Origin of the sequence: Rhizobium sp. Leaf311 (genome assembly GCF_001423445.1) — a bacterium.
Lineage (GTDB): Bacteria > Pseudomonadota > Alphaproteobacteria > Rhizobiales > Rhizobiaceae > Agrobacterium.
The window spans coordinates 256,381-282,923 of sequence record NZ_LMNZ01000008.1; the positions used below are offsets into that span (position 1 = coordinate 256,381).

General features: G+C 56.3%; 24 protein-coding genes. 6 read left to right on the plus strand and 18 right to left on the minus strand.

Features of this window, described 5'->3' with window-relative positions; all coding sequences use genetic code 11:
- Positions 1-7: 7 nt before the first annotated feature.
- From ASF69_RS13075 to ASF69_RS13100, 6 genes are all read right to left on the minus strand, one after another.
- The gene (locus ASF69_RS13075; RefSeq protein ID WP_062588129.1) at positions 8-3,271 is read right to left on the minus strand and encodes an error-prone DNA polymerase; all 3,264 of its coding nucleotides are present in this window, start codon (positions 3,269-3,271) and stop codon (positions 8-10) included.
- On the minus strand, positions 3,268-4,785 hold the full coding sequence (locus ASF69_RS13080) for a DNA polymerase Y family protein (protein WP_200939078.1): 1,518 nt from the start codon (positions 4,783-4,785) through the stop codon (positions 3,268-3,270). The genes ASF69_RS13075 and ASF69_RS13080 overlap by 4 nt, the downstream gene beginning before the upstream one ends.
- The gene (locus tag ASF69_RS13085; RefSeq protein WP_062588132.1) at positions 4,700-5,461 is read right to left on the minus strand and encodes an ImuA family protein; all 762 of its coding nucleotides are present in this window, start codon (positions 5,459-5,461) and stop codon (positions 4,700-4,702) included. The genes ASF69_RS13080 and ASF69_RS13085 overlap by 86 nt, the downstream gene beginning before the upstream one ends.
- Before the next feature lie 119 nt (positions 5,462-5,580).
- Complete coding sequence (locus ASF69_RS13090) at positions 5,581-6,852, minus strand: O-antigen ligase (protein ID WP_062588134.1); 1,272 nt, start codon at positions 6,850-6,852, stop codon at positions 5,581-5,583.
- Between the two features lie 7 nt (positions 6,853-6,859).
- A complete protein-coding gene (locus ASF69_RS13095) occupies positions 6,860-8,134 on the minus strand; it encodes a polysaccharide biosynthesis/export family protein (protein WP_062588424.1) in 1,275 nt (424 codons plus the stop codon).
- Positions 8,135-8,261: 127 nt separating this feature from the next.
- Positions 8,262-8,942, minus strand: a complete 681-nt coding sequence (locus ASF69_RS13100) for a sugar transferase (RefSeq protein WP_062588136.1) — start codon at positions 8,940-8,942, stop codon at positions 8,262-8,264.
- Between the two features lie 777 nt (positions 8,943-9,719).
- On the opposite strand from ASF69_RS13100, the gene ASF69_RS13105 reads away from it, so the two are divergent.
- Positions 9,720-10,886 (plus strand): isovaleryl-CoA dehydrogenase, encoded by a 1,167-nt coding sequence (locus ASF69_RS13105; protein WP_062588138.1) that lies wholly within the window; start codon positions 9,720-9,722, stop codon positions 10,884-10,886.
- A gap of 65 nt (positions 10,887-10,951) precedes the next feature.
- On the opposite strand, the gene ASF69_RS13110 is transcribed toward ASF69_RS13105, so the two are convergent.
- The 7 genes from ASF69_RS13110 to pcaD form a co-directional block, all read right to left on the minus strand.
- Positions 10,952-11,512: a type 1 glutamine amidotransferase domain-containing protein gene (locus ASF69_RS13110; RefSeq protein ID WP_062588139.1), complete on the minus strand. Its 561-nt coding sequence runs from the start codon at positions 11,510-11,512 to the stop codon at positions 10,952-10,954.
- Positions 11,513-11,543: 31 nt separating this feature from the next.
- Positions 11,544-11,765: a hypothetical protein gene (locus ASF69_RS13115; protein ID WP_062588141.1), complete on the minus strand. Its 222-nt coding sequence runs from the start codon at positions 11,763-11,765 to the stop codon at positions 11,544-11,546.
- A gap of 214 nt (positions 11,766-11,979) precedes the next feature.
- Positions 11,980-13,032 (minus strand): 3-carboxy-cis,cis-muconate cycloisomerase, encoded by a 1,053-nt coding sequence (locus tag ASF69_RS13120; RefSeq protein WP_062588142.1) that lies wholly within the window; start codon positions 13,030-13,032, stop codon positions 11,980-11,982.
- Between the two features lie 7 nt (positions 13,033-13,039).
- Positions 13,040-13,660, minus strand: a complete 621-nt coding sequence (pcaG, locus tag ASF69_RS13125; protein ID WP_062588144.1) for a protocatechuate 3,4-dioxygenase subunit alpha — start codon at positions 13,658-13,660, stop codon at positions 13,040-13,042.
- A 1-nt stretch (position 13,661) separates the two neighbouring features.
- The gene (gene pcaH, locus ASF69_RS13130) at positions 13,662-14,402 is read right to left on the minus strand and encodes a protocatechuate 3,4-dioxygenase subunit beta (protein WP_062588145.1); all 741 of its coding nucleotides are present in this window, start codon (positions 14,400-14,402) and stop codon (positions 13,662-13,664) included.
- A complete protein-coding gene (pcaC, locus tag ASF69_RS13135) occupies positions 14,399-14,815 on the minus strand; it encodes a 4-carboxymuconolactone decarboxylase (protein ID WP_062588147.1) in 417 nt (138 codons plus the stop codon). Before pcaC ends, pcaH begins: the two co-directional genes overlap by 4 nt.
- Before the next feature lie 3 nt (positions 14,816-14,818).
- Complete coding sequence (pcaD, locus tag ASF69_RS13140) at positions 14,819-15,616, minus strand: 3-oxoadipate enol-lactonase (RefSeq protein ID WP_062588149.1); 798 nt, start codon at positions 15,614-15,616, stop codon at positions 14,819-14,821.
- A 91-nt stretch (positions 15,617-15,707) separates the two neighbouring features.
- Between pcaD and pcaQ the strand changes: the two genes are divergently transcribed.
- The gene (gene pcaQ / locus ASF69_RS13145; RefSeq protein WP_062588151.1) at positions 15,708-16,637 is read left to right on the plus strand and encodes a pca operon transcription factor PcaQ; all 930 of its coding nucleotides are present in this window, start codon (positions 15,708-15,710) and stop codon (positions 16,635-16,637) included.
- Here the strand turns inward: pcaQ and pobA are convergent.
- Positions 16,634-17,806 carry a 4-hydroxybenzoate 3-monooxygenase gene (gene pobA / locus ASF69_RS13150; protein WP_062588153.1) on the minus strand — a complete coding sequence of 391 codons (1,173 nt, stop codon included), beginning with the start codon at positions 17,804-17,806 and terminating at the stop codon, positions 16,634-16,636. The genes pcaQ and pobA overlap by 4 nt on opposite strands.
- Positions 17,807-17,927: 121 nt before the next feature.
- Between pobA and ASF69_RS13155 the strand changes: the two genes are divergently transcribed.
- On the plus strand, positions 17,928-18,809 hold the full coding sequence (locus tag ASF69_RS13155; RefSeq protein WP_062588426.1) for a helix-turn-helix domain-containing protein: 882 nt from the start codon (positions 17,928-17,930) through the stop codon (positions 18,807-18,809).
- Here ASF69_RS13155 and ASF69_RS13160 read toward each other — a convergent pair.
- Positions 18,806-19,564 carry an IclR family transcriptional regulator C-terminal domain-containing protein gene (locus ASF69_RS13160; RefSeq protein ID WP_062588155.1) on the minus strand — a complete coding sequence of 253 codons (759 nt, stop codon included), beginning with the start codon at positions 19,562-19,564 and terminating at the stop codon, positions 18,806-18,808. The two genes, ASF69_RS13155 and ASF69_RS13160, sit on opposite strands and share 4 nt — an antisense overlap.
- Positions 19,565-19,693: 129 nt before the next feature.
- On the opposite strand from ASF69_RS13160, the gene ASF69_RS13165 reads away from it, so the two are divergent.
- From ASF69_RS13165 to pcaF, 3 genes are read left to right on the plus strand one after another with little or no spacing between them, the layout of a single operon-like run.
- Positions 19,694-20,401, plus strand: coding sequence for a 3-oxoacid CoA-transferase subunit A (locus ASF69_RS13165; RefSeq protein WP_062588156.1), 708 nt, complete (start codon positions 19,694-19,696; stop codon positions 20,399-20,401).
- Positions 20,402-20,409: 8 nt separating this feature from the next.
- On the plus strand, positions 20,410-21,099 hold the full coding sequence (locus ASF69_RS13170; protein WP_200939087.1) for a CoA transferase subunit B: 690 nt from the start codon (positions 20,410-20,412) through the stop codon (positions 21,097-21,099).
- 11 nt (positions 21,100-21,110) lie between these two features.
- Positions 21,111-22,316: a 3-oxoadipyl-CoA thiolase gene (gene pcaF / locus ASF69_RS13175; RefSeq protein ID WP_062588160.1), complete on the plus strand. Its 1,206-nt coding sequence runs from the start codon at positions 21,111-21,113 to the stop codon at positions 22,314-22,316.
- 70 nt (positions 22,317-22,386) lie between these two features.
- On the opposite strand, the gene ASF69_RS13180 is transcribed toward pcaF, so the two are convergent.
- The 3 genes from ASF69_RS13180 to ASF69_RS13190 all read right to left on the minus strand — a co-directional run bounded on the left by ASF69_RS13180 (position 22,387) and on the right by ASF69_RS13190 (position 26,444).
- Positions 22,387-23,286 (minus strand): amino acid ABC transporter substrate-binding protein, encoded by a 900-nt coding sequence (locus tag ASF69_RS13180; protein WP_200939079.1) that lies wholly within the window; start codon positions 23,284-23,286, stop codon positions 22,387-22,389.
- A complete protein-coding gene (locus tag ASF69_RS13185) occupies positions 23,283-24,095 on the minus strand; it encodes an amino acid ABC transporter substrate-binding protein (protein WP_244475468.1) in 813 nt (270 codons plus the stop codon). The genes ASF69_RS13180 and ASF69_RS13185 overlap by 4 nt, the downstream gene beginning before the upstream one ends.
- A gap of 138 nt (positions 24,096-24,233) precedes the next feature.
- Positions 24,234-26,444 (minus strand): EAL domain-containing protein, encoded by a 2,211-nt coding sequence (locus ASF69_RS13190; RefSeq protein WP_062588162.1) that lies wholly within the window; start codon positions 26,442-26,444, stop codon positions 24,234-24,236.
- Between the last annotated feature and the right edge of the window lie 99 nt (positions 26,445-26,543).

Consider the following 26,543-nt stretch of genomic DNA (forward strand, 5'->3'; position numbering starts at 1 on the left):
ATGAGCCTCAATGAAAATTGCGGCCTTTGACCGTGATATGCGCGTCCCCATCTGCCAAAATCTCCGACCTTCGCGGTAGGCCACGCCGGTCAGGAGACGGGCTTCCACGATGGAACTCATCGCCGCGCCCGTGCGGCAGCGGAAATGGCCCTTCCCTTTCGCCCACGCTTCTCAGCGCCTCCGAAAGATCGGTCACCCGACGCGCCACCAGATGCACGACCTCTCCTTCACGCTGGATCTTTCCATAAATTCCGACCATTCCCGCAGACAGGATGACGGGACGGTATTTCTCGAAGGTCTTGACCCAGACCACGGCATTGGCAATGCCCGTCTCGTCTTCCAGCGTCATGAAGATGACACCCTTTGCCGAGCCCGGCCTTTGACGCACCAGAACAAGACCCGCCACTTCCAGCCATGTTCCATCGCGCGCGTTGGCCGCTTGCTCGCAGGTGGCTATGCGCCGCCGGGAAAGATCTTCCCGCAGAAAAGACAGTGGATGCTGGCGCAGGCTAAGCCCCATATGGCCGTAATCCTGCACCACCTCTCCCCCAGCCGTCATGGGGCGCAACGCAACGTCAGGCTCGTTCAGTTCCGCAATGACGCTGTTGCGGCTGGCGGCAGCGGCGGCAAACAGGGGCAGTGGCTCGTCCCGCAACGCTTTGATGGCCCAGAGCGCCTGACGGCGAGACAGCCCAAGGGATGGCAGGAACGCATCCGCTTCCGCAAGACAGACCAAGGCGCTGGCGGGAATGCCGGCCCTGCGCCATAGATCGTCAATGGAAACGAAAGGTCGGTCCTCCCGGCACGCAACGATGGCGGCAGCGTGAGCGTTGGACAGGCCCTTGACCAGCCGCATACCCAGCCGCACGGCATTGCGGTTGTGACCCATCTCTTCCTCAAGCCTGCAATCCCACCGGCTGTGGTTGATGCAGACAGGGCGCACGACGACACCGTGGTCACGTGCATCGCGCACAAGCTGCGCAGGTGCATAGAAACCCATGGGCTGGGAATTCAGGAGAGCGACGCAAAAGATATCCGGGTGATGGCATTTCACCCAGGCGGATGCGTAAGCGATCAGCGCAAACGACGCTGCGTGGCTTTCGGGAAAGCCGTAGCTGCCGAAACCTTTGATCTGTTCGAAAAGTCGTTTTGCGAACTCTTCAGGAAAGCCGTTTTCGATGAGCCCGCTGACCAGCTGCTTTTCGAAATTGGCAATCGTCCCGACATTCTTGAATGTCGCCATCGCTCTTCTGAGCTGATCCGCATCATTGGGTGTAAACCCGGCGCAATCGATGGCAAGCCGCATGGCATGTTCCTGAAACAGCGGAACGCCAAGTGTCTTCCACAGGACTTTTTCAAGTTTTGGATGCTCATAGATGATTTGCTTGCCTTGTGCTCTTTCCTGTCTGCGCTTGAGGTAGGGATGCACCATGTTACCCTGAATGGGACCGGGCCGAACGATCGCCACCTGGATAACGAGGTCGTAGAGTTCCCGAGGCCTCAGCCTTGGCAGCATGGACATTTGCGCCCGGCTTTCGATCTGGAACGTGCCGATCGTATCGGCCTTGCAGATCATGTCGTAGGTTTTCTGATCGTTCTGCGGCACCGTGACAAGCTCGTATCGCTTGCCCTCCCGCTCCTCCAGCATATCAAAGGCACGGCGCATACACGACAACATGCCGAGCGCCAGACAATCCATCTTCATGAAATCGACGACATCGATATCATCCTTATCCCATTCGATGATGCGGCGATTGTCCATGGCGGCTGGCAGGATGGGAACGAGCTCATCCAGCCTGTCATGGGTCAGCACGAAGCCGCCCGGATGCTGGCTGTGGTGGCGAGGCGTGCCGATGAGTTGGCGGGCAAGGTCGAAGGCCAGCTTTACCCGGCGGTCATCGAGATTGATGTTGAGGTCCTTGGCTTCCTTCTCACCCGCATCCTCGGTCCACCACCAGATTTGCGAGGACATGAGCTTGGTCAGGTCTTCCGGCAGGCCCAACACCTTGCCGACATCACGAATTGCACCCTTGCCGCGGTAGCGGCTGATGACGGAGCACAGCGCTGCCTTGTCGTGGCCGTAGTGATTGTAGATCCATTGAATGATCTCTTCGCGTCTCTGATGCTCGAAATCGACGTCGATATCCGGCGGCTCATTGCGGTCTTCCGAGACGAAACGTTCAAACAGAAGATCGCTTTCCTTCGGATCGATGGCAGTGATGCCAAGGACATAGCACACGGCGGAATTGGCGGCAGATCCACGCCCCTGGCACAGAATATTCATCTTGCGTGCCTGACGGACGATTGCATTGACCGTCAGGAAATAGGGAGCGTATTTCTTTCGTGCGATGATCGCCAATTCATGTCTGAGGCTCTTCTCCACCTTTTCAGGCACGCCATCGGGATAGCGCCCCGGCACCTCATCCCAGACATATTTCTCAAGCGCTTCCTGTGCGCCCATTCCCGGCAGGATATTTTCTTCCGGATATTGATATTTCAGTTCTTTCAGCGAAAAATTGCAGCGTCGCACAATTTCCAGCGTGCGTTTCAAGGCATCCGGATAGGCCGAAAACAGCCGATGCATTTCCTGTGGTGGCTTCAGATAACGGTCTGCGTGGCGCTCCCGCCGGAAACCGGCATCATCAATGGTGCAGTTATGGCGGATGCAGGTCACCACATCCTGCAACATGCGGCGTTCCGGCTCATGAAACAACACGTCATTGGTCACGACGGTCGCAACGCCTGCACGCTGCGCCATAAGGGAAAGCTCGTGGAGCCGCATGTGGTCATTGGGGCGACGGCGCAGGCTCATTGCCACATAGGCCCGATCCCCGAAATCCGCTTTCAGGCGTCGCAACCGCCCGGACAGCCCTTCATCCGCAAGATCAGGCAGCAGAATAACGAGCAGCCCCTCCCCGTAGGTGACCAGATCGCGCCATTTCAGATCGCACTTTCCCTTTGCTGCCTCTTTCTTCCCATGGGTCAGCAAGCGGCATAGCCGACCATAGGCCGCCCGATCGGTTGGATAGACCAAGACCGAGATATCGTCTTCCAGGTCAAGCCTGCAGCCGATGACCAGCCGCACGCCGAATTTTTCCGAAGCTTCAAAGGCCCGGGGAATGCCGGTAAGCGTATTGCGATCCACCACGCCCAGCGCTTCAATGCCGAGAGCCTTGGCTTGGGCGAACAGATCCTCGCAGGAACTGACGCCACGCAGAAAAGAAAAATGCGTGGTGACCTGAAGCTCGGCATAACGAAGATCGTTGCTCATCCGAACAGCCCATGCATGAACCAGCCTTGCGAGCCGGTATTGGCGTGCTCACCATCGCCGGAGCGAAAGATCCAGAACCTTTCGCCGACCTCATCCTCCACCGTGAAATAATCGCGAACCGCAGCCTGTTCGCGGTCCCGCTTCCACCATTCACCAAAGACGCGCTCCGGCCCATCGGCCCGTTTCACAACACGCCGGACACCGCGCCATGTGAAGCTTCTGGGCGGATGATCCGGCAGGAGCGCCATGGTCTGGATTGGCTCAGGCCTGGCAAGGAGCCGTACCGGTCGCGGCCAGTGATCCGGCCAGCCAAGACAATCATCGGCAGCCTGAACGGAAACTTTCTGGATGGAACGCTCCGGCACGTCGCTCGCCACGGCGGCGTAACGATAGACCCTGTGGCCGCGATTGATGATGACATCGACCGTTTCTCCGATATCGGCCCTTGCGTCATCCAGCAGCGTGGAGCGGGTCTGCCCCACCAAAAGCGCTTCCGCATGGGTTGCCGTCAGAACCATCTTCTCGATGCCGAAGCCGGGATTGATGGTATCGATCCGGTCCGCCAACAGGCGCGTCAACTGCTTGACATCACGAACTGGCCTGGACGTTCCGGCGCGAATGGCTTGCAAGCCGCTATCCACACGATGCAGCAAAAGATCCACACGGCGCGCACCCAGCCCACGCTTTTCCAGATCCTGACAGAGCTGGCGGACCAGTTTTTCGATATAGCGGGCAATGGTTTCGGCAGCAGAAATGGGCTCTGCAAAGAAGCGGAATGCTTCGACAAGTTCCGGCACGCGCACAGGCTCTATCGGTTCCGACAGAAACCCATGGGCCTGATCCAGCCTGCGCCCCACTTCCGGCCCGAACCGCAGGGTCAGCGGCGCGCGCGCGGTCGTCATCAGTTCCGTGACCGTGCGAAAACCAAGCACTTTCAAATCTCTTATTATCCTGTCTTCAAGGCGAAGTGCAGCCAAAGGAAGATGTGCGATTGCTTGACCGGCACCATGTTCCGGCACGATGGTGATCTGATCCCGCCCGAAGCGGGCAAGGGCATGGGCGGCACCCCAACTGTCGGCAATGGCTGCACGCGCGGCAAAGCCGATGCCGTGCAGACGGTTTATCATGCCCGTCAGCATGAGGTGTTCATTGCCATGCAGATGGTCTGCACCCGTCGTATCCAGCACAAGGCCGGCAGGTGGATCAGGCGAAACAATGGGCGCGTAAATTCGCAGGAACCACAGGGCAAGATCACGCAGTGCTCTTGCATCTTCGGCTGCCTTCAGTTCCTCCACGATCAGGCCGGAAACGATAGCCTGCGCTTTGCTGGCCGGCATGCCGAGACGCAGGCCAGCAGCAGAGGCCGCCGCATCCTGCGCCAGCACGACACGGCGGTTGCCCTGGCGGCCAATCATGACGACGGGCTGGTCAACCGGTGGCGCCTGCTTGCCAAGCGCCCTGCGGTATCGATCCGTCGACCATGTCGGCAGGTAAAGCGAGACGACCCTTTGCATCACAGGCTTCCACTTCAAAATCGGCACATTCACCGCCACGACAGCGCACAAGCTCCAGAAACCAGCGCGCCCTCCCAACCCCCCGCACGGGCAGCGGTGTGGATGGGCGAACAGAAACACGCCAGCGCGTAACCGCGGCCGTTGGTTGTCCGAATTCCGCCGCACCGGAGGGATGCCGCCAGCGGCGGATCGCAAGGCCGACTACGCCGGAGCTTTCTGCGGCCAGTTGCAGACGCCGCGACATGTTCATCGGCAGTTTCGACATCTCGCCAATGACCGCGCCGAAGCCGTTGCAACGCAGCCCCTCTTCAAAACAATCCAGCACGCCTTTCTCATCGCGGCATTCCACGATGATCAGCCGGTTTTGCGACAGCCCGGCCTGAGCCAGCGCTGGCATGAACAGATCAGGCCTTGTCACACACCACAGGATCTTGCCTTTGACACGTGCCGCGATGCCGGCTGAAAACAGGGCTGAAGCAGCACCATCTACCGCACCGTTTCCACCACCGCTCACCTCATGCAGGCTACCGAGCTTCAGGCCCCCACCCGGCAAATGATTATCGATCGGGGGGATGCCAAAGGGCAGGGTTTCATGATGGCGGGCCGGACCGTGCGTGATCCGCTCCAGCCTTTCCCGCAATTCCTCAACAACAAGCTGTTCGGCGCGTTTATGCATGACACAAAACTTTTCAAGACATTCACGCTAAAAGATATAACTGTTCACTTTTTGTTCCAATTTCAGCAAAGAGTCAACAAGAGTCATGGAAGAGTCTGTGGAGGAACTGGAATGGGGAATTACGGACCGGCCACGGGCCGCATTTCGACCTGCGATAATAGCCCTGCCCTTGCCGGTGCCCTTCGCGGCAGGGTCAGCTTGCCTGCGGCGTAGTATAAGAGGAATGTACCGACCTGATAGGGATATGTGACATCGATCTCAACGAAAGACCGCACCACAAACAGTGCGCAGAGAGCAAAGAGGACCAATCCTTGAGGATCGTTCTTCTTGACGAGAATGGATCGCAGATGCCCCAGGAGGGTCCCATAAAGCAGGATCAACAGTAGTATCAGTCCAACAAAGCCGTTCTCCACCACCGTTTCGATATAGGTATTGTGGAAGTGGAATCCGCTGCGAGTGGTGATGAAGAAATCATCCCACAGGCGTTCGGCATCAAAAAAGCCGACGACCCAGAAGCCTTGATATCCCACGCCGAGAATGGGTGCGTCTTTGGCCGCTTCGATGCCCTGCTGCCAAAGATAGGTACGCCCTGTCAGCGTGGAATCCTTGCCAAATATGCCAAGCACAGCATCGAGCAGACCAAATTGCAGCGACGCCACAACGAGAAGAGCCCCCACACCGACGAGCGCTAGAAATATCATCTTGCGATTGGCAGGAGACAACATGCCCATGGGCATGAAGCCTATGATGAGGGCCACCACTGCAACTGTGGTGATAACCGACGTCGCCGATTGCGATGCCAGCAGGCAATAGGCCGAGATGAGACCGGCGACACCCGCAACGCCCAGCCAGAGAATGTCGCGCTGGCGCAGCACAAGCACGGACGACACTGCAAAGATCACGCCCAGTGACGCAAAGAAGCCAAGCTGGTTTTTGGAGGAGAAGGCGCCGACAAAGCTGACAGTCCCGTCCAAAGCATCAAAGAGATAGAGTCCGAAAAGCAGGGAATAGAGAAGCACCAGTACGATGCCGATCAGCGCGCCGCGTGTGAGAGTCGTAATCGAGATCACTCTCATGGCGATCAGGGCGCAAACAATATGCGTCAGGTACTGAATGGACGCACGCATTGTAACGGACATGGCATCCGACCAGAAACTGGACAGAACGGCCAGGATGCCGAAAGCGAAAATCCAGAGATATCTGGTGTAGTTGCCAAGTACCCGACGGTAATCCACCACGACGAGCGGAAACCACATGGCGTAATAGGCAAGAATGGAAACCTGACCAAATTTGGACGAATAGGCAAAGACGAAGAACGACAGCGCGACTGCCGCCGTTCCGTAGAGGCCGTTTTTATCCGGATCGATCAAGGCCGATTTGGCAATCCGCATCTTGGCCTCACTGCATCAGAACATCTGATGACACCTTGATTACGTCGCCAGGCTGAATCGGCGTGTTTTCATCAGCCTTGATTTCCTTCGCCTTGCCATCTTCTTCACGCACGATGACATAGCTGATGCTGGCAGACTTGCCCGAAGGATCGAAGCGTAGCGCCTCGGCAGATTGCGCCAGAGCTTCAGACATCAGCTCCCGGCTGGTGCCCAGCTGAAGGTTCAACTTCTGCAGTTCCGCCTCAGTGTCCTGCAATTCCTTGGAACGCTGGGCGTCCCAATCGTTGCGCAGGTTGATTTCGTCCTGGGTCGCCTTGTTTATATCCTGCTTGGCGCGCAGCGCCGACGTATCGATATCGAGGAGTGTGGATTCAACTTCTGCGGCACGTTCCTCGGCTGAAATCCGACGTTGTGCGAGCGCGAGACCCTGTTCATTCAGCCGGTTGACCTTTTCGCGGTCCTCATTGGCCAGCTGCAACTGTCTGTTTTGAGTTTCGGCCTTTTTCTGAAGGGATTCGACTTCTGTTTCCAGAAGCTGCCGGAGATCCGTCAAGGCTTTCAACTGAAGCGTATAGCGCTCCGTCCGGGATTTCATGAGAGCAGTTTCGCTCTCAAGAAGCGCATCAATGTTGAGAATCTTTTCCAGTTCAGGTGTCTTGGTGATTTCCTTGTCACCCCTGACCTCGGCGCGCAGACGGGCTTGGCGTGCAAGAAGACGCCCGCGCTGGTCATCGTAGACAACAGCGTCGCCACGGGCATTGATGAAATCGCGAGCAAAACGCTGCCCAGCCTCGGAACGGCGCAGGCCACCAGAAAGGCTGACTGCCTTCAATACCGTGAGATTAGGCGCATAGGGATATTCGCCCGGCGTCTGGACATCGCCGGTCAGGAAGACGGGTCGGAATTGTGAGACCTCGACGGAGGCTGAGGGAAGATTGCGAAGGGCAAACTTGCTCTGAAGCTGTGCCCCGATTTCGGAGCCGACTTCACCGGCCGTTTTGCCAGCGACATCGAGCTCGCCGATGAAAGGTAGCGAAAGGGACCCGGAAGCGCCAACAGAATAATCGCCGTTGATGGCTTCCCAGTTGCGGATGGTACCATCTGCAGGCTGCCATTCTGCAACACGGATACGCAGCTTGTCTGCGGTGCCCAGCCTGTATTGCTTGTCCTGCTGAGCAAAGGCACTCAAGGGTGAGGTTGCGACCAGCGTGGCCGCGATAACAAGCGCAGGAATTTTGCGCAGGGCAAGATTCAATGAAAAACCGGTGGCAACGCCAACCATATTGAACTCCATAATTACAGCTGTCGTTACAGCCGATTTACGACCAGCTTTTAAGGCTGGTCGCAAATGCCACCCAATGGCGGCCGCAATAACTTAATGCCACAAAACGCCGAACTATGAATTTGGTTCAATAGCTGCCGCGTGACATGCACACAGCCGGAATGGTTTTAACGATGATGGACACGTCCTGCATCATGGACCAGTTGCGCACATATTGCGTATCGAAGTCCACGCGTTCCTTGTAGGACACGTCGTTACGACCACTGATCTGCCACAGGCCGGTCAGGCCCGGACGGGTGCTGAGATAATAAGAAGCTGCACTTTCGTAATAGTTCAGCTCTTCATCAACGACAGGACGAGGACCCACGACACTCATCTCACCACGAATGATGTTGATGAGCTGTGGCAACTCGTCCAGGCTCAGCTTGCGCAAGACAGATCCGATCGATGTTACCCGAGGATCGTTCTTGAGCTTGCGTGTCGTCTTCCACTCTTCCGCTGCTTCTGGATTGGCAGCAAGATAGTGTCGCAGGACTTCATCGCCGTTCATCACCATGGTGCGGAACTTGAGGCAATGGAACATACGTCCGTTGTGCCCGACGCGGCGATGACCATAGAAGGCCGGACCGCGGTCGGTGAATTTAACCAAAGCCATGATCATCAAGAAGATCGGGCTAAGTACGAGGAGTGCTAGCAGTGCTGACGAAACGTCAAAGCTGCGTTTAGCGATTCCTCCGATCGGAAAGCTCACATCGAATTCATCTGAGCTACTAAGCGGCGAAACAGCCGATCGAGTCGCGGACTTCATAGAGAGGACTCCATTTATGTTTTGCGATGGTCGGTACCCGTTGGGCGCGTCATTTCGAGTATCATCAGATAGCAATGCTGTGACGACAATTTGGTGCTTTTGAATTTTTTGTGAGGCGTGCCGCCTTAGTTCTTTTGGGTGAGGCAACCAGAAATACTCACAAAAGAAGTGAATTCAGTATAAAAACCGATCTACTGAAGAACAACACCGTGGTTCTAGCGAAACCCTCACACCTTGTTTAGGTTTTGGCATGTATTCGATGCTCAATTAAAACTCATTTAATCTTATAGCATTCTATAGAGCCATGCATATTTGCAGTGCTTAGACGACATAAGGGACGCATTTTAAGCATATTGGACCATTGTGCACCGCAATAAAATTGCGGCGACGCACACTCAAAATGACAAGGAATGTCTGTATTTTTATGAAGAAAAATTAATCTCGTCTGTAAATTAGGTCGATTGACGGGAGAAAATGGACGCAATCGTGACGCAAATAAGGCGAAATAGTGGCAAAACGCTTTTGCATAGCTCCTAATTATGTTCAACGAATTCTGATAGGCGAATATAATCGATTCAAACAGTGACGTTTGCGTGATTCCGCGTAAGCTCTGACGTTAGATATATCCCGGCGGTGGCGACAAATGGGCACCTCGAGATCATACTCACTTCGGATAGCGTAGAGCAGGCGGACCGCAGGAGCGCTTTTGCCAACGACTGGCCTTTCGATCACTGGGGAGAGTGATCGGCAGGCTCGATAAACTGGGAGGAACCATGCATGTTCGTCAACGCGATGAGCTTTGACTTGGGTGAAGACATCGGCGCATTGCGCGATGTCGTGCACCGCTTCGCGCAGGACCGCGTCAAGCCACTTGCGGCTGGCATAGACAAGGCAAATCTCTTCCCGCACGAGCTTTGGGAAGAGATGGGCGAGCTCGGGCTTTTGGGCATAACGGTGCCGGAGGCCTATGGCGGAGCTGACATGGGGTATCTGGCCCACACGGTCGCTGTCGAAGAGATTGCCCGCGCCTCGGCATCCGTAAGCCTGAGTTATGGCGCGCACTCAAATCTTTGCGTCAACCAGATCAAACTCAACGGTAACGACAACCAGAGGCAACGATATCTTCCCAAGCTTGTTTCAGGCGCTCATGTGGGTGCTTTGGCAATGTCGGAAGCGGGTTCGGGCTCCGACGTGGTTTCAATGGCTTTGCGCGCCGAGAAACACGGGGATTATTTCCGGCTGAATGGGACGAAATACTGGATTACAAACGGGCCGGATGCCGACACGCTGGTGGTCTACGCAAAAACCGACCCCGGCGCAGGCAGCCGCGGCATCACCGCCTTTATCGTTGAAAGGACCATGAAGGGTTTTTCGACCAGTCCGCATTTCGACAAGCTTGGAATGCGCGGGTCGAATACCGCCGAGCTGGTTTTCGACAATGTCGAAGTCCCCATCGAAAATGTCCTTGGCCAAGAGGGCAAGGGCGTTCGCGTCTTGATGTCAGGGCTGGATTACGAGCGCGTCGTTCTTTCCGGCATCGGCACAGGGATCATGGCGGCCTGTCTGGACGAAATCATGCCCTATCTTAAAAGCAGGAAACAGTTTGGGCAGAGCATCGGCAGTTTTCAGCTCATGCAGGGCAAGATCGCGGACATGTATACCGCGCTCAATACCGCGCGTGCCTATATGTATGAAGTCGCCCGCGCCTGCGACGCAGGCAGGGTAACCAGACAGGATGCTGCAGCCTGCGTACTCTACGCATCGGAACAGGCGATGGTCGTCGCGCATCAGGCCGTGCAGGCCATGGGTGGAACGGGGTTTATGAATGAAACGCCGGTCAGCCGAATGTTCCGCGACGCCAAGCTGATGGAGATTGGCGCGGGCACATCGGAAATTCGCAGAATGCTGATCGGACGCGAACTCATGGAACAACAGGCACCATGATGGCCCCCACCAACGCATAAAAAAGGCCGCCAGAGGATGGCGGCCTTTCTAACTCTTGTGCCGGATCAGGCTGCGTGGCGCTCGTGGCGGCCCTCTTCAACCTCTTCGACAATTTTTGCAACGAATGCATCGAGGTCATCTGGCGAGCGCGAAGTGATGATGCCCTTGTCGGTAACCACCTTCTCGTCCTTCCACAGACCGCCGGCGTTCATGACGTCCGTCTTGATGGAGCCGTAGGATGTGACCTGACGGCCCTTGACGGCATCAGCTTCAATCAGCAACCAAGGTGCGTGGCAGATGGCTGCGACGACCTTGCCGGATTTGACGAACTGGCGAACGACGCGCATGGCGTCATCGCTGGCACGCAAAACGTCGGGGTTGATCTGGCCGCCGGGCAGTACCAGAGCATCGAAATCTTCGATGTTGACGTCCTTTGCCAACATATCGACCTTAATGCTGTCGCCCCAGTCCTTCTCGTCCCAGCTCTTGATTTCGCCGTTTTCGAGCGACGCGATCTTCACGTCAGCGCCCTTCTTCTTCAGTTCCTCGTAGGGCACCCGAAGTTCGGAACGTTCGTAACCGTCTGTTGCAAGAATCACGATTTTAGCAGCGTTGATAGCTGTCATGGCTTTCTCCTTTGCTTGATTGTCTGGAATATCAATTCGCTTCGTCTGAATTGACGGATGGAAGGAAGAATTCGACATCCTCCCTGCGTGCCTGCTCAAGGCTGGCTATGCGTTCCTGCCAGAAGCGCTCGGCTTCGTCGGGCTCGTTTTCGTATTGGCGGATGAAGGTCTTGTTATCGTCGATCATCACCTGACGCGTACCGCCAAGCAGCATATATTCTTCCGCAAGCTTGCGCGTTTCGGTCTTTTCCATCGTGGTCTCCTTGGGCGGAAGGAACTTGTGTCGGAGAGCGCACCGGATGGGTAAGAAGCTCGTCTGCCATTTCGTTGGCCATCAGAAGAAAACGGAAAAATCCTGATGTTCTCCAGCGCCATCATGTCCGTTTGACACGGTGGCTCTCCTGCCAAATGAACGTGCCCTTTGGAGAATGGTTCCTAAAAAATCTGCAGATGTGGGAGGAAGCCGATCAGCTGCCCAGGGCTTCAATCTGCAATATGAGGCGCTCCGCCGACAGAAGCGCGCTACCCGTAGCGGCCACCATTTGCGGTAAGACCAGCCATTCCAGCATCCACGCCGCACCGGATCTTTCCTGCTCATGCACCATGGCTTGATGTATTGCAGAAACCTGCACCGCGTTGAAGCGAGCAAGCGCCACCAGCGTTTCCGCCACAACGGGATTTTGCTTGTGCGGCATGGCCGACGAACCACCACCGCCCGAAAGGCGAATGCCGGAGCCGGTTTGAGCAAGTAGCGCAATGTCCTGGCCGAACTTGCCAAGCGTGCCGGTAACAAGCGTCAGAAAATGGGCGAAATCAGCAATGCCATCGCGCTGGCTATGCCACTGGACGCTTTCTGCCAGGTCAAGCCTTCTGGCGAGTTCCGCGCGAACATCTGCGGCTTTATCACCCAGGGAATCCAGTGTTCCTGCAGCGCCACCCAGCTGGATTGCGAAGTTCTTTTCGAGGAGCAGATGCAGCCGCTCTTCATGTCGGCACAGCGGCGCCTGCCAGCTGACGACCCTGTCCGCAACCGTAATCGGTATTGCTGCCTGCATTCTTGTATAGCCCATCAAGGGCTTGGAGCCGTCGCGTTTGATCAGCCCCTCCATGCCGGCGATGCAGGACGACAGCCGTGTGCCGAGGATGAACGCGGCAGCCTTGAGGCGCAGCATCAGGCTCGTATCGATGACATCCTGACTGGTTGCGCCGAAATGCACCTTTGGTGCGACAGTTTTTTCGACGGCTGCCCGCAACTGACGAACTAGCTCGGGAATGACGACACCATCTTTCGCTACGCCATTCCGAAGCGCGGCGTAATCGATATCAACCTTGGCCAGTCCTTGAGAAATACTGGCGGCCTCCCCTTCTGAAATGATGCCGGCTGAGGCCTGCGCGGCGGCAAGTGCGGTTTCAAACCGCAGCATTGCCGCAACGTCGGCCTCTGCAGAGAACAGTTCTGCGATCTCCGCATCACCGAAAAGGCCGCGCAGCACCGGATGTTCAAAAGGGGAAAAGCTCATTGTGATCTCAAATATCGAAGAAGACTGTTTCGGCATCACCTTGAAGATGGATGTCGAAGCGATAGATGTTTCCTTCTTCCTTCTTCGCGATCAAGGTTGCAAGCCTTGGTTTATGCTCCACCCGGGCCAGAACCGGATCGACAGCATTTGCGTCTGCCTCTTCCGGAAAATACATGCGGGTCTGAAGGCCGATATTGATGCCACGTGCCACGACCCAGAAGGTGATGTGCGGAGCCATCCACTCGCCATTATTGAACGGCACTTTTCCAGGCTTGATCGTCTCGAAGATGAACTCACCGGTCTCCATGTTGCCCGGCGAGCGGCCCCAGCCCCTGAAATTTGGATCGGCAGCGCCACGCGTTTCGCTAGGGCTGTTGTAGAGACCCTGCGCGTCCGATTGCCAGATTTCGATCAAAGCGTCCTTGAGAGGATTGCCGCCGCCATCGTAAACTGTGCCACGGATGGAGATCCGCTCGCCCTTTGCATTGGCATTGTAGAGCGCGCCGGAACCCAGATCTTCCGAGAAGATGCCTTCGATACCCACGAAATTCGGCGTGCAACCGATGTGGACATAGGGACCAGCGGTCTGGGAAGCGCTTTCCTTAAGGTAGTGAAGCGGTTGAACCATCTCAGTTGCCCTCCATGCGATTTTCAAACAGGGTGGAACGGCGTCCTCTTAGAACAATGTCGAATTTGTAGGCGCGCATGTCCATCGGAAGGGCCGCGTTCATGTCGAGAGCAGCGACAAGCCGCTCAATGGCCGCCTTGTCCGGGATCGTTTTCACAATTGGACACTGCCAGATCATCGGGTCACCCTCGAAATACATCTGCGTGATCAGACGCTGGGCAAAACCGTGACCAAAAATGGAAAAGTGAATATGCGCCGGGCGCCAGTCGTTGACACCATTGGGCCATGGATAGGCACCAGGCAAAATCGTCTTGAACCAGTAATTGCCATCGGCGTCAGTGATCGTGCGACCGACACCGCCGAAATTCGGATCGACGGCAGCCAGGTAGGTTTCCTTTTTGTGACGGTAGCGTCCGCCGGCATTTGCCTGCCAGAACTCTACCAGCGCCCCATCGACACCCCTGCCCCGTTCGTCCAGAACACGTCCGTGCACGAGGATTCTGGGTCCGATCGGCATTTCACCCGGACGGGCGTAATTGAGGATAAGGTCGTTATCCAACGGATTGAGCATATTGTGGCCGAAGACTGGGCCGGTAATTTCGCTTTTGGTACCTTCCAGCGAGATCAGCGCCCGCTGCGGCGACCGCAGGATCGAGGTTTTATACGCCGGGGCATAGGCTGGCGGGTGAATGCTGCGATCTCTGGCAAAAAATGGTCCGGTTTCTGGCGGTCTGTTGGTCATTTCTTCTCCTCCTCACGCGAAGAGGCGGCTCGCATCTCGGCAAGTGCGTTCTTCGCAATCTTGAAAGCGTGGTTGGCTGCGGGAACACCCGCATATATCGCGACATGCATCAAAGCTTCGCGAATATCTTCTTCGGTCGCGCCGGTGTTTGCGGTGGCACGAACATGCATGGCCACCTCCTCATCATGTCCGAGCGCGGCAAGCAGTGCGATGGTGACCATCGAACGCTCTCGCTTGGTCCAGTGGCTCCCTGCCCAGACTGTACCCCATGCGGACTCGGTGATCAGCGTTTGAAACGGTTGGTCGAAGGGTGTCGAGGCAGCCTGCGCGCGATCCACATGGGCATTTCCAAGGACCTCACGACGGGTCTTCATCCCGCCCTCGAACCTGTTTGTCTTGTTGGCATCGGCCATGGGTCAAAGCTCCGGCAATGATTTCAGGAATGTATCGACAGCAGCCGCGTAGGCGGAAGGCTGCTCGACACAGGGAATGTGACCGCAGCCCTTGATGACCTCCAACCGACTGCCGGGAATGAGCGAGGAAAGCGTTGCAACAAGCTCCGGGGGCGTAGACCCGTCGCCATCACCGGCAACGCAAAGGGTCGGCACATCGAATGTCGCGACGACCTGCGTATAGTCGGCGTCGCGTATGGCAGCACAGCTTCCCGCATAACCCCGGGCATCCTGACGGGCGAGCATGTTTTTCGCGCCCAGATAGGCGGCATTGTCTGGCGAGCGGAAAGCCGGAGTGAACCACCGCTCCATGACACCATCGACCATGGCGAAGAGTCCGTCCTGCTCCACCTTGGCGATACGGTCATTCCACATCGCAGGAGTCCCAATCTTGTGCGCGGTATTGCTGAGCACGAGCGCGCTTACCAGGTCGGATCGACGGTCGCATAGCCGCTGCGCGATCAACCCTCCGATGGACAGGCCCCATATGATGGCACGTCGCACGGACAGATGCGCCAGCAAGGCTTCGATATCATCAACATGATCATCGATGCTGTAAGGCGTATTTTCGGTATCCGACAGGCCATGCCCGCGCTTGTCGTGCAGGACATAGGCGTATGAATCGCCAAGTTCCGCCATCACCTGCTCCCAGATGCGGAAATCCGTACCGAGCGAATTGATGAAGACAATGACGGGTCTTTTGCCATCAAGGCCGACTGTCTTGTAATGAATAGTCTGAGAGCCAGACATCAGAAATTGCATGGCGCTTCCTCCTGACAACGATATTGCAATGTCGATCCGGTTAAGTAAAATGAGATTATTGCAATCATCCATAACTCACAGATTATAAAATATGGTCGATACCCGGGTCAAATTTCGTCATATCCAGACTTTCGTCGAGATCGCACGACAGAAAAGCGTCGTCAGGGCCGCTGCCTCCTTGCATATAAGCCAACCGGCGGTGACGAAGACCATCAGGGAATTGGAAGACGTGCTTGGAGTGGCACTTTTCGAGCGCGACGGTCGGGGTATCAAGCTGAGCCGTTACGGCGAAATCTTTCTCAAGCACGCCGGTGCGACGATGACCGCCTTGAGGCAGGCGGTCGATTCCGTGTCGCAAGATGCCGCAAATACCGGGACACCCGTCCGGATAGGCGCGCTCCCGACCGTATCCGTCAGGATCATGCCTGACGTGATGAGCACTTTCCTGCGGGAAGATACGGGCAGCACGGTCAAGATTGTCACGGGCGAAAACGCGGTTTTGCTCGAACAATTGCGGGTGGGAGAACTCGACCTCGTTGTCGGACGTCTGGCCGCGCCCGAGAAAATGACCGGCTTTTCCTTCGAACATCTCTATTCCGAAAAAGTACGCTTCGTCGTCCGCGCCAACCATCCACTGTTGCGCGAAGGAACAGCTATCTACGAAAGGCTAAGCGAGTTTCCGATTTTGACGCCGACGCGCAACTCCGTCATCGGCCCGGTCGTCGAGCAATTTCTGATCGCCCGCGGCGTGGGCGCCTTGCCCAAACGTATTGAAACCGTATCCGATGCGTTTGGCAGGGCGTTCTTGCGAAACAGCGACGCCATCTGGATTATTTCAGAAGGCGTCGTGGCTGCGGATATTGCCGATGGCACGCTGGTGGTTCTACCGCTCGACACGGGCGACACAAGCGGCCCAGTCGGCCTGACCATGCGCGCCGATACGCAACCATCGCTTCCGCTTCTTCTGTTGATGCAAACGATCCGCGAAACCGCGGAATCGCTTGCATCCGCAAAAACCTAGTAGGGCAGACCCACGTAGTTTTCGGCCAGCGACGTCGCTGCGGCACGGGAATGCACGAGGTAATCGAGTTCGGCTTCCTGGATCTTCTGGCCGAAGTCGCCCGTATCCGGGAAACGGTGCATCATTGTCGTCATCCACCAGGAGAAGCGAACCGCTTTCCACACTCTGTCCAATGCGCGTCCCGAATAGGCATCAAGTCCGGCCTGCGAGCCTTCATTGTAATATTCGATCAAGCCCTGGCTGAGGTAGTGAACGTCACTGGCGGCGAGGTTGAGACCCTTTGCACCGGTGGGCGGTACGATATGCGCTGCATCTCCAGCCAGGAACAGGCTGCCGAATCGCATGGGTTCTGCAACGAAGGAACGCAGAGGCGCGATCGACTTTTCAAAGGATGGCGCAGTCTTCATTGCTTCTGCGTGATGGGCTGGCAGGCGACGCCGGATCTCGTCCCAGAAGCGGTCGTCGCTCCAGTCCTCGATCTTGTCATCCAGCGGGCACTGCACGTAATAGCGGCTGCGCGTGTTGGAGCGCATGGAACACAGAGCAAATCCGCGCGGATGGTTCGCATAGATCAGTTCATGATTGACCGGCGGCACCTCTGCCAGAATACCCAGCCAACCGAAGGGATAGACACGCTCATATTCACGAATGGCACCCTGTGGGACAGCTTTCCGGCTGACACCGTGGAAGCCATCGCAGCCCGCGATGAAATCACAATCGATGCGATGCGTTACGCTGTCCTTCTGATAGGTGACATAGGGCTTCTTGCCGGAAAAATCATGCGGCTGAACGTTTTCCGCATCATAGATGGTCAACGAACCATCACGCTCACGGGCGTCCATCAGGTCGTGGGTCACTTCCGTCTGGCCGTAAACCATGACACGCTGTCCACCTGTCAGATCAAAGAGATCGATGCGGTGATCGCGACCGTCAAAGGCAAGCGAGAAGCCGTCATGCGGCAGGCCTTCCTTATGGAGTCTGTCTGCGACGCCGGCATTTTCAAGAAGCTTTACCAGCCCCTCTTCCAGCACCCCGGCGCGAACTCTCCCGAGAATGTATTCCTTGCCAACGCGATCAATGATGACGTTGCTCACTCCGGCGCGGGTCAGGATCTGACCCAACAGCAGACCCGACGGGCCGGAACCGATGATAACGACTTTCGTGCGCATTAAACCCTCCTGCACAACACTCCCAGGAGCAGAAATGACGGCCACGGAGCGTGGTTTCAATGGACATTTCAGAGCAGAAATTGCACTATCCGACCATGATTTGAAGTGCAGGGTAGCGCAAATGTCCAGAGACAAGCTCTATGGTGAGAGCACCGGACCACAGAGCCTGTTCCGTTTTCACTGCGAAACCCTGTTCTCACGCAGCAGTCTGCACCGCTTCGAAATCGGCCTGCACAGGCATGAGAGCTTCCTCCAGATACTCTATATTTCGGGTGGCGACGGTGATGCCACGCTGGAAGGCGCAGTAACGCCCATTCAGCCGCCAGCCGTCATCATCGTGCCGCCGGGCTTCGAACATGGGTTCCGCTTTTCCAAGGACATAGCGGGGCTCATCATCACGCTTATTCCCTCTGCGCTATCGACACTGTTGCAGACGGTCACGCGCCAGCATCTGGCGCGCCCGGTTCTCATCCCGCTTGAAGGCCATGATGCACTTGGAGAGGTCGTCAAGGCTTGTGAATTGATCTCCCAGGAATTTGCAGGCAATCGCCTGGCCCGGGACGCCATGATCGAGGGACAGATTGCAAGCCTCATCGCGCATCTCTGTCGGATCGACAGGGCATCCGCTCAGCAAACGGGAACGGACCGAAACGGCAATCGGTTCGAGATGCTGCTCAACCTCATCGAACGTCATATTCGGGACCACAAGAGTGCTGCCTTTTACGCGCAGCAACTCGGCATGTCTCAGACGCACCTCAACCGCCTCGTCAGGCAGCAATGCGGAACAAGCCTCCAACGCCTCATCGCCCGAAGACAGCTGGAAATCGCCCAGCAAGAGCTGCTTTTCACGGTCTCGACGGTGCAGATGGTGGCAACGGGTTTGGGATTTGTCGACCCGTCCTATTTCTCAAGGTTTTTTGTCAGGGAAACAGGCATGACGCCGGGTGCATGGCGCAGCGCGGAGCAATCGAAGTTCGCGGCCACGCCTTCGACCGAGGCTTAAACCAGCATTCTGCGCAGATCCGCCTGAACGTCCAGAAGCGGCGGCAGATAGGTGTTTACCAGATCTTCCATGCTGGCCGAGGTCACCGACAAGCCGACATTCAACGCTGCAACGGTTTGCCCACGCAGGTTTTGCAACGGAACGGCAATCGAACGCAGGCCGATCTCGACTTCCTGATCGATAATGGCGTAGCCCCGTGCACTCGTCGCCTCAAGCTCGGCCATCAGCGCATCAATATCCGTGATCGTTCTTTCCGTCCGTGCATCCAGATGAGACTTTTCCAGCAAGACTCTGCGTTTTTCAGCATCCAGCGCGGCAAGCGCCACACGGCCCATGGAGGTACAATAGGCAGGAAGGCGGGAGCCGGGCATAAGGGCAATGGACATGACCCTGCGCTGCGCCGCTCGGGCGACATAGACGATTTCCGTTTCGTCGAGGATGGATACCGAGGTGCTCTGTTCGATCCGTATCGACAAATCGTCCAGCAGGGGCTGGACGATGCGCGGAAGTGGCATGGTTGCCAGGCAGCCTGTTCCAAGCCGCAGCACCTTGGGCGTGACGGTGAAATATTTGCCGTCGTAAGCGGCATAGCCAAGCTCCGCCAAGGTTAAGAGACATCGGCGGGTGGTGGCCCGATCAAGAGCTGCAATTTCAGCCGCCTGTGAAATCGAAAGGCGCGGATGTTCGGCGCTGAACGCTTCAATCACTTTCAGCCCCTTGGCAAGTCCACCCATCAGGTCGCGTTCACTCACCATTTCCAGCCTCTCAAATGTGCGATATACGAACAAAGTTTATATAACGCACAAACCAGTTGCAGTCGAGCGCTGTTCGGCTTTACCTCTTTGCCAATGCTGAGCAGACAGAGGGCCGTCGAGGAGGGCTTCATGGACAAGACAATCAAGAGCGCAGCGGATGCTGTCTCTGCGATCGGTGACGGCGCAACGGTGATGATTGGTGGCTTCGGGGGCTCCGGTGCACCAATCGAACTCATCCATGCGCTGATCGACAAGGGATCAAAGAACCTCACCGTCATCAACAACAATGCGGGCAACGGTCGTATCGGCATTGCCGCGATGATCGATGCCGGCATGGTCGCCAAGATGATTTGCTCCTTCCCGCGCTCATCCGATCCACGTGCCTTTACCGACCGCTATCTCGCCGGCCAGATCGAACTGGAACTAGTGCCGCAGGGCACGCTGGCAGAGCGCATCCGTGCAGGCGGCGCTGGAATTCCCGCTTTCTACACGCCAACCGCCTATGGTACCGAGCTTGCCGAAGGCAAGCCGATTGCCGAATTCGATGGTCGGCCTTACGTGCAGGAGCGCTGGCTGAAAGCGGATTTTGCGATCGTAAAGGCGCATCTGGGCGACACGCACGGCAACCTGACCTACCGAAAGGCCGGTCGCAACTTCAATCCGCTGATGTGCATGGCCGCCAAGACCACGATAGCGCAGGTTTCCCGGCTTCTGCCCGCCGGCGAAATCGATCCGGAACAGGTGGTTACGCCCGGCATATTCGTCGATGGCGTCGTCGAGATAGCAGATCCACAGCAGGAAGAAGTCCTGATCCGCGCAGGAGTGGCCTACGTATGACCGATACAATCGCTCTCAACACCTTTGAAGACATCAAGCTTTCCAACGCACAGATCGCATGGCGCGCAGCGCAGGACATTGCCGATGGTGCCTATGTCAATCTGGGGATCGGCTTTCCGGAAATGGTTGCCCGTTATCAGCCACCCGGCCGCGAAGCGATTTTCCATACCGAAAACGGCGTTCTGAATTTTGGAGAGGCGCCGCCGGAAGGCGAGGAAGACTGGGACCTCATCAATGCCGGCAAGAAAGCCGTCACCCTGAAACCCGGTGCAGCTTTCTTCCATCATGCCGACAGTTTTGCGATGGTTCGCGGCGGTCATCTGGATGTTGCCATCCTCGGCGCCTATCAGGTTGCGCAGAATGGCGATCTCGCCAATTGGCGCGTCGGATCGAAAGGCGTGCCCGCCGTTGGCGGCGCAATGGATCTGGTTCACGGCGCCAAGCAGGTCTTCGTCATTACCGAGCATGTGACGAAGAAAGGCGAGCCGAAGCTGGTTGAAAAATGCGCCTTTCCTCTGACCGGTGTTGCCTGCATCACGCGGATCTACACCAGCCATGCCGTGGTTGATGTAAAAGACGGACACTTCGTGCTGAGGGAGAAATTGCCGGGCATGACATTTGAGGATTTGCAGGCAATGACCGGTGCAAAGCTCCACACCGATGGCGCTGTCGCCGATCTTATCGCTCCCGAACTCTGAGGCGTAAATACATGACCGACGTTTTTATCTGCGACTACATTCGCACTCCCATCGGCCGTTTCGGCGGCGCCCTCTCCTCCGTTCGGGCGGATGACCTCGGCGCGGTTCCGCTAAAGGCGCTGATGGAACGCAACGCCTCCATCGACTGGGACGCCATCGACGATGTCATCTTCGGTTGTGCCAACCAGGCGGGAGAGGACAATCGAAATGTGGCCCGCATGTCCCTCCTACTCGCCGGGCTTCCCGTCGGCATCACCGGCACAACGATGAACCGGCTTTGCGGCTCTGGAATGGACGCCGTCATCACCGCCGCCCGCGCCATCAAGTCCGGTGAAGCCGAGCTTATGATTGCCGGGGGCGTGGAAAGCATGAGCCGGGCACCCTTCGTCATGCCGAAGGCAGAAACCGCCTTTTCCCGGAATGCCGAAATTTACGACACCACGATCGGTTGGCGCTTCGTCAATCCGGCCATGAAGGCCCTCTACGGCGTCGATTCTATGCCGGAAACGGGTGACAATGTTGCCATTGACTACGCAGTCTCCCGTGAAGATCAGGATGCCTTTGCGGTCAGGAGCCAGCAGAAGGCAGCCGCAGCGCAGGCCAATGGACGATTGGCAAAGGAAATCACCCCTGTCACCATTCCGCAGCGCAAAGGCGAGCCGGTCATTGTTTCAAAGGATGAGCATCCGCGCGAAACCAGCGTCGAGGCGTTGGCGAAATTGAAGCCCGTCAACCGCATGGATGGAGCCACGGTTACGGCGGGTAATGCGTCCGGAGTAAACGACGGTGCCGCCGCCCTGATCATTGCGTCCGCAGCAGCGGTGAAGAAATATGGCCTAACGCCGCTTGCCAGAATTTCCGGCGGCGCGACGGCTGGCGTACCACCGCGCGTCATGGGCATCGGTCCTGCTCCGGCTTCGCAGAAACTTCTGGACCGTCTGGGTTGGACCGCAGACGCACTCGACATCATCGAGTTGAACGAAGCTTTCGCCTCGCAAGGGTTGGCGACGCTTCGCCAACTCGGTATTGCCGACGACGACGCACGCGCCAACATCAATGGCGGTGCAATCGCGCTTGGTCATCCGCTTGGAATGAGCGGGGCCCGCATAGCAGGCACCGCAGCTCTGGAGCTGTCTCTGACCGGCAAAAGCAAGGCTCTGGCCACCATGTGCATTGGCGTTGGTCAAGGCATCGCCATTGCGCTTGAAAAGGCCTGAGTTTCACGCCGCCGCATTTGGGAGGCCGCTTCGGCTGCTTCCCAAATGCATCACCATGTAAATCCCGCCCTTACTCAATTGGCTTTGGATCTGCCAATGCCTGCTTGAGAACGTCGCTCATTGGAATTCCAAGCTTTACTCCGAGCGCTGGAACAGGTTGCTCGAACCACTTGTTGTAGATATCAACCATCTCCGGGCTTCTGTAGATCTCACCGAGGGCTTCGTTGACCGCAGCGGCGAATTCAGTATCACCCAGTCGCATCATGAAACCAATGGGCTGCAGCTCTGTCACGAACTCATCCGAGATAGCGTAGTCGTCCGGATGTGCTGATCGCGCGATCATTGTGCTCAGCAGGACTTCATCCATCGCAAAGGCAGAGACCTGACCATCGGCTACCATGTCAAAGGCGGCCTGTAGCGATTCTACCGGCACGACCGAGATATTGAGCCTTTTGGAACGATTTGCCTCGTTGATCTCACTGACATTGACAGTTCCAAGCGCCACACTGACAGAGCGGCCCTTCAAGTCTGCAAGCGTTTTGAGGTTGTTCTTCGCCAGCGAAACATAGCGCGTGGCACCGTAGAAGTGGCTGACGGCAAAGATGACGCTTTTGCGCCGCTCGGCAGTATTTGTGCTGGAGTTGCACTCGATGTCGATCGTGCCCTCTTTCAACAATTGTATGCGATTGCTGGGGGTTCTTGGTAGAAACTCGATCTCGATCGAATCCATGTTCAACCGCGCACGCAATTTCTCCGCAACGCGACGACACAGATCAATCGAATAACCCATCACCTCGCCATTGTCTGAGGGAAAGGAGAATGGCGCGGTCTGTCCATATCCGATCCTGATTTTCCCCGTTTCCTTGATACGTTGCAAGGTTGGCGTCGTGAAATCCGCAGCGATGGCCTCAACTGAGACAGCCAGGCCCAAGGCGCAGACCATAAGAAATATGGAGAGTGCCTGTCTCATTGCAGATACTCCGCAGGCTCGCGAAAGGCAGCCTTGAGTTCTGCCGACATCGGCAAATTGAAGTTGCGACCATCCTGCGGCAAGGGCGACATGAACCATTTTTCATAGATCTGATCGATCTGCCCGCTCACGAATATGGTCTTCAATGCGTCATTGACGACTGATTTGAACGCAGCATCGTCCTTGCGCATCAGAATTCCATAAGGCTCTGGAGGCCCGAATGTATCTGCTGAAATGACGTAAGCATCCGGTGCTTTGGAGAAGGCCACCTGTGCCGCCAGGAGGACGCCGTCCATCACGAATGCAGATGCCTTGTCATTCTCCACGAAAGCAAAACCATCCGAATTCTGGCGTGCAAGCAAAACGGAAATATTGAGCTTGTCCGCCCGATTGAGATCCTGCAGTTGCTCGACATTAACAGTGCCTGTCGTTGATGCCACGGTTCTGCCTGCAAGATCCTTGATGCTTTGCAGGCCGCTTGCCTTTTTCGCGACGAAACGTGTGGCCGTGATGAAATGTGGGTAGGAAAAGGACACCTGCTCACGTCGCTCGGCGTTGTTGGTGGTAGCGCTGCATTCCAGATCGATCTTTCCTGACTTCACAAGCAGAAAGCGGGTCGCTGGCGAAGCGACGACATAGTTGGTGTTCAACGTATCGAGCTTGAGTTGCGCGCGCACGTGCTCCGCTATCAGATTGCACAGGTCTACCGAGTAGCCGACAGCCGAACCGTCAGACGACTTGTAAGCGAAGGGAACTTCGTCTTCCCGATATCCAATGGTTATCGTTTTGGTGCGGGCGATCTTGGCCAACGTGTCCGTATCTTGGGCAGATGAGACCGTCGTAAAAGCGGTGAGAAAAAAAGCGGACAGCAAGCTGCCATATGCGAGATTCGAAGAAATTGATTTGAGACGCCTAAGTGGAAGATAATGCACGTTAAATGCTCCTCGTTATGACACCTTCCGGGGATAAAGATTGCTATAAGTATTCTGAATGTCTTCTATTTTGGACGGACGACCGAGGAGATAACCCTGAGCCAACCCGCAACCTGATTCCTTCAGGAATTCGAGCTGGTTTTCAGTTTCGATACCCTCAGCAGTGGTCTTCAGACCTAGTCCGTTCGCAAGCCTCAGAAGATTTTGGATCACGATCCGGCTGTCGGCTCGATATTCCACATCCATGACGAAGCTGCGATCAATCTTGATCTTGGTAACGGGCAGTGAAAGCAGGTAACTGATGCCCGAATAGCCCGTCCCGAAATCATCCAGTGCAAAGCCGACACCCATGGAATAAAGCGCTTCAAGGGTTTCTTCGCATTCGCCAGCGCAAATTCTCTCGCTTTCGGTCAATTCCAGTTCAAGGCGGCTTGGCGGCACCCCATGAGTGGTCAGAATGGATTTTAATTTCCTGGGAAAATCGCCCTGCTGCAGTTGGAGGGGGGAAACATTGACCGCCAGAAACGTATCTGTCGGTAGCCGCGCAATATCTGAGCAGGCTTTGTTCAAAACCCATTCGCCAATCTGAACGATCTGGCCGGTTTTTTCGGCGACAGGAACGAAGTCTGCCGGAGAAACCCAGCCAAGTTGCGGGTGACGCCATCTCAACAGCGCTTCAAAACCCGCAGGCGCGAGGCTATCAACCGAGAAAATCGGTTGATAGTGCAGTTCGAATTGCCCATCTCGCAAGGCTGCGTCCAGATCATGCTGCAAAACATGGCCACGCTCGCCGGACATCTCCATGCCCTGTTTGAAAAACCGGAATGTTCCCCGCCCTTCGGACTTAGCTGCGTAAAGCGCAATATCCGCCCGTTTCAACGGTTCCGAAATATCCAGATCAAATGATGTTTCCGTGCAGATGCCCAGACTCGTTCCGACAGTGACCTCACGTCCCAGCAAGATGAAAGGTCTGCCGACGGATCGGATAATCGCCGAAGCAAGCTTGCTTGCTTCAACCAACGAATCCTTGCGAACGATCTGCAGAATCGCGAACTCATCCCCGCCCAATCGCGCCGCGATATCGCCCGGCTTCATCAGCAAAAGCAGACGCTCCGCAAAGGAAACGAGCAGTGCGTCTCCACTCGCGTGGCCCAGGCCATCATTGATGGATTTGAAACGGTCTAGATCCAGGACCATAAGATTGAAGCGAAAGCTGGTTTCCCGAGATTTCGCTATCATTTCCTCAAGCTTCTTGTTGAAGAAAGTCCTGTTTGGCAATCCGGTCAGGGCATCGTGATGCGCCAGGTGTTCCATATGCTTTGCAACGTCCCGCACCTGACGCAGATGCTCGCGCTCGACAACAGCCTCTCGCAGCGTCTCAATGGCGACTGCAAAATGACCGATTTCATCATGGCGATCCTGAAATGGCGTGACAGAGCGCGTATCATCACGCGCAATTCGGCTCAACGCACCAATGAGATCGGGGACCGGCCTGAAGACCTTGCGCATGATGAGCGTGACCGTAACACCCGTGAGGATGAGAATTGTCAGCAGCAGCAAAAAGGAATTCCGCAGAAGCTTGTTTTGGCTCTCCTGCAAGGCATCCGCCTCACCAATTGTCGTGACCAAGGCCCCTTGCAATTCACCGATGAGATTGATCACCGGAACATAGGCGACGAAATGTGTGACGTCACCGACATCAGCAAATCCAACGAAGAAGAGAGACGGATCTGCGCTGGCAGGAAGCGACAGTGCAAGTCCATTGCTTGAACCGAACGCTTCTGCAGAGCTTGTGAAGGCCTCAGGGCCGGGCGTTTTTTGGAACAGCCAGATGTTGTTCTTGGTCTGCGAAGCCGCAAGGCCCAGCACATCAGATGGGTTGAACCCCGTGTCCAGAATGGACGCATCGTCGCCGATGGGCCTCTCGCTGATGATCTTGGTGATCTGGCCATCATCGGCGCTGTCGATCGCTATGAAGGTGTAAATGGAACGAATGGCAGAGCTGGTGACCTGAGCATTCTGTGCCGCCTGCCTGCGCCACTGCTCAAGAGAATCGCGCTCGACCATGACCCAGCCGATCGTTGCGCCCACGACATAGGCCAGCACGACACTGGAAACGAGAAAGACATTTATTTTCCAGAAAAGGGAATGATACCAAACAAGACGACCCTGACCGGCAATTTGCTCGCCAGCCTCCCTCTCAAACCTGTCCGCATCATCGACCATCTTTGGCCTGCAACCTTTTTCCGTAGTTGCAAGACCATAGAAGTCGATGCCTTAACTGACACTTTAAAAGCTTCAGTTAAAGCGCACAGCGGCCCAACC

What these genes read in the sequence shown, in the direction of transcription:
- ASF69_RS13075 (WP_062588129.1), bottom strand. Translation starts at nt 3,271, where the DNA reads ATGAGCAACGATCTTCGTTATGCCGAGCTTCAGGTCACCACGCATTTT.
- ASF69_RS13080 (WP_200939078.1), bottom strand. Translation starts at nt 4,785, where the DNA reads ATGCAAAGGGTCGTCTCGCTTTACCTGCCGACATGGTCGACGGATCGA.
- ASF69_RS13085 (WP_062588132.1), bottom strand. Translation starts at nt 5,461, where the DNA reads ATGCATAAACGCGCCGAACAGCTTGTTGTTGAGGAATTGCGGGAAAGG.
- ASF69_RS13090 (WP_062588134.1), bottom strand. Translation starts at nt 6,852, where the DNA reads ATGCGGATTGCCAAATCGGCCTTGATCGATCCGGATAAAAACGGCCTC.
- ASF69_RS13095 (WP_062588424.1), bottom strand. Translation starts at nt 8,134, where the DNA reads ATGGTTGGCGTTGCCACCGGTTTTTCATTGAATCTTGCCCTGCGCAAA.
- ASF69_RS13100 (WP_062588136.1), bottom strand. Translation starts at nt 8,942, where the DNA reads ATGAAGTCCGCGACTCGATCGGCTGTTTCGCCGCTTAGTAGCTCAGAT.
- ASF69_RS13105 (WP_062588138.1), top strand. Translation starts at nt 9,720, where the DNA reads ATGTTCGTCAACGCGATGAGCTTTGACTTGGGTGAAGACATCGGCGCA.
- ASF69_RS13110 (WP_062588139.1), bottom strand. Translation starts at nt 11,512, where the DNA reads ATGACAGCTATCAACGCTGCTAAAATCGTGATTCTTGCAACAGACGGT.
- ASF69_RS13115 (WP_062588141.1), bottom strand. Translation starts at nt 11,765, where the DNA reads ATGGAAAAGACCGAAACGCGCAAGCTTGCGGAAGAATATATGCTGCTT.
- ASF69_RS13120 (WP_062588142.1), bottom strand. Translation starts at nt 13,032, where the DNA reads ATGAGCTTTTCCCCTTTTGAACATCCGGTGCTGCGCGGCCTTTTCGGT.
- pcaG (WP_062588144.1), bottom strand. Translation starts at nt 13,660, where the DNA reads ATGGTTCAACCGCTTCACTACCTTAAGGAAAGCGCTTCCCAGACCGCT.
- pcaH (WP_062588145.1), bottom strand. Translation starts at nt 14,402, where the DNA reads ATGACCAACAGACCGCCAGAAACCGGACCATTTTTTGCCAGAGATCGC.
- pcaC (WP_062588147.1), bottom strand. Translation starts at nt 14,815, where the DNA reads ATGGCCGATGCCAACAAGACAAACAGGTTCGAGGGCGGGATGAAGACC.
- pcaD (WP_062588149.1), bottom strand. Translation starts at nt 15,616, where the DNA reads ATGCAATTTCTGATGTCTGGCTCTCAGACTATTCATTACAAGACAGTC.
- pcaQ (WP_062588151.1), top strand. Translation starts at nt 15,708, where the DNA reads ATGGTCGATACCCGGGTCAAATTTCGTCATATCCAGACTTTCGTCGAG.
- pobA (WP_062588153.1), bottom strand. Translation starts at nt 17,806, where the DNA reads ATGCGCACGAAAGTCGTTATCATCGGTTCCGGCCCGTCGGGTCTGCTG.
- ASF69_RS13155 (WP_062588426.1), top strand. Translation starts at nt 17,928, where the DNA reads ATGTCCAGAGACAAGCTCTATGGTGAGAGCACCGGACCACAGAGCCTG.
- ASF69_RS13160 (WP_062588155.1), bottom strand. Translation starts at nt 19,564, where the DNA reads ATGGTGAGTGAACGCGACCTGATGGGTGGACTTGCCAAGGGGCTGAAA.
- ASF69_RS13165 (WP_062588156.1), top strand. Translation starts at nt 19,694, where the DNA reads ATGGACAAGACAATCAAGAGCGCAGCGGATGCTGTCTCTGCGATCGGT.
- pcaF (WP_062588160.1), top strand. Translation starts at nt 21,111, where the DNA reads ATGACCGACGTTTTTATCTGCGACTACATTCGCACTCCCATCGGCCGT.
- ASF69_RS13180 (WP_200939079.1), bottom strand. Translation starts at nt 23,286, where the DNA reads ATGAGACAGGCACTCTCCATATTTCTTATGGTCTGCGCCTTGGGCCTG.
- ASF69_RS13190 (WP_062588162.1), bottom strand. Translation starts at nt 26,444, where the DNA reads ATGGTCGATGATGCGGACAGGTTTGAGAGGGAGGCTGGCGAGCAAATT.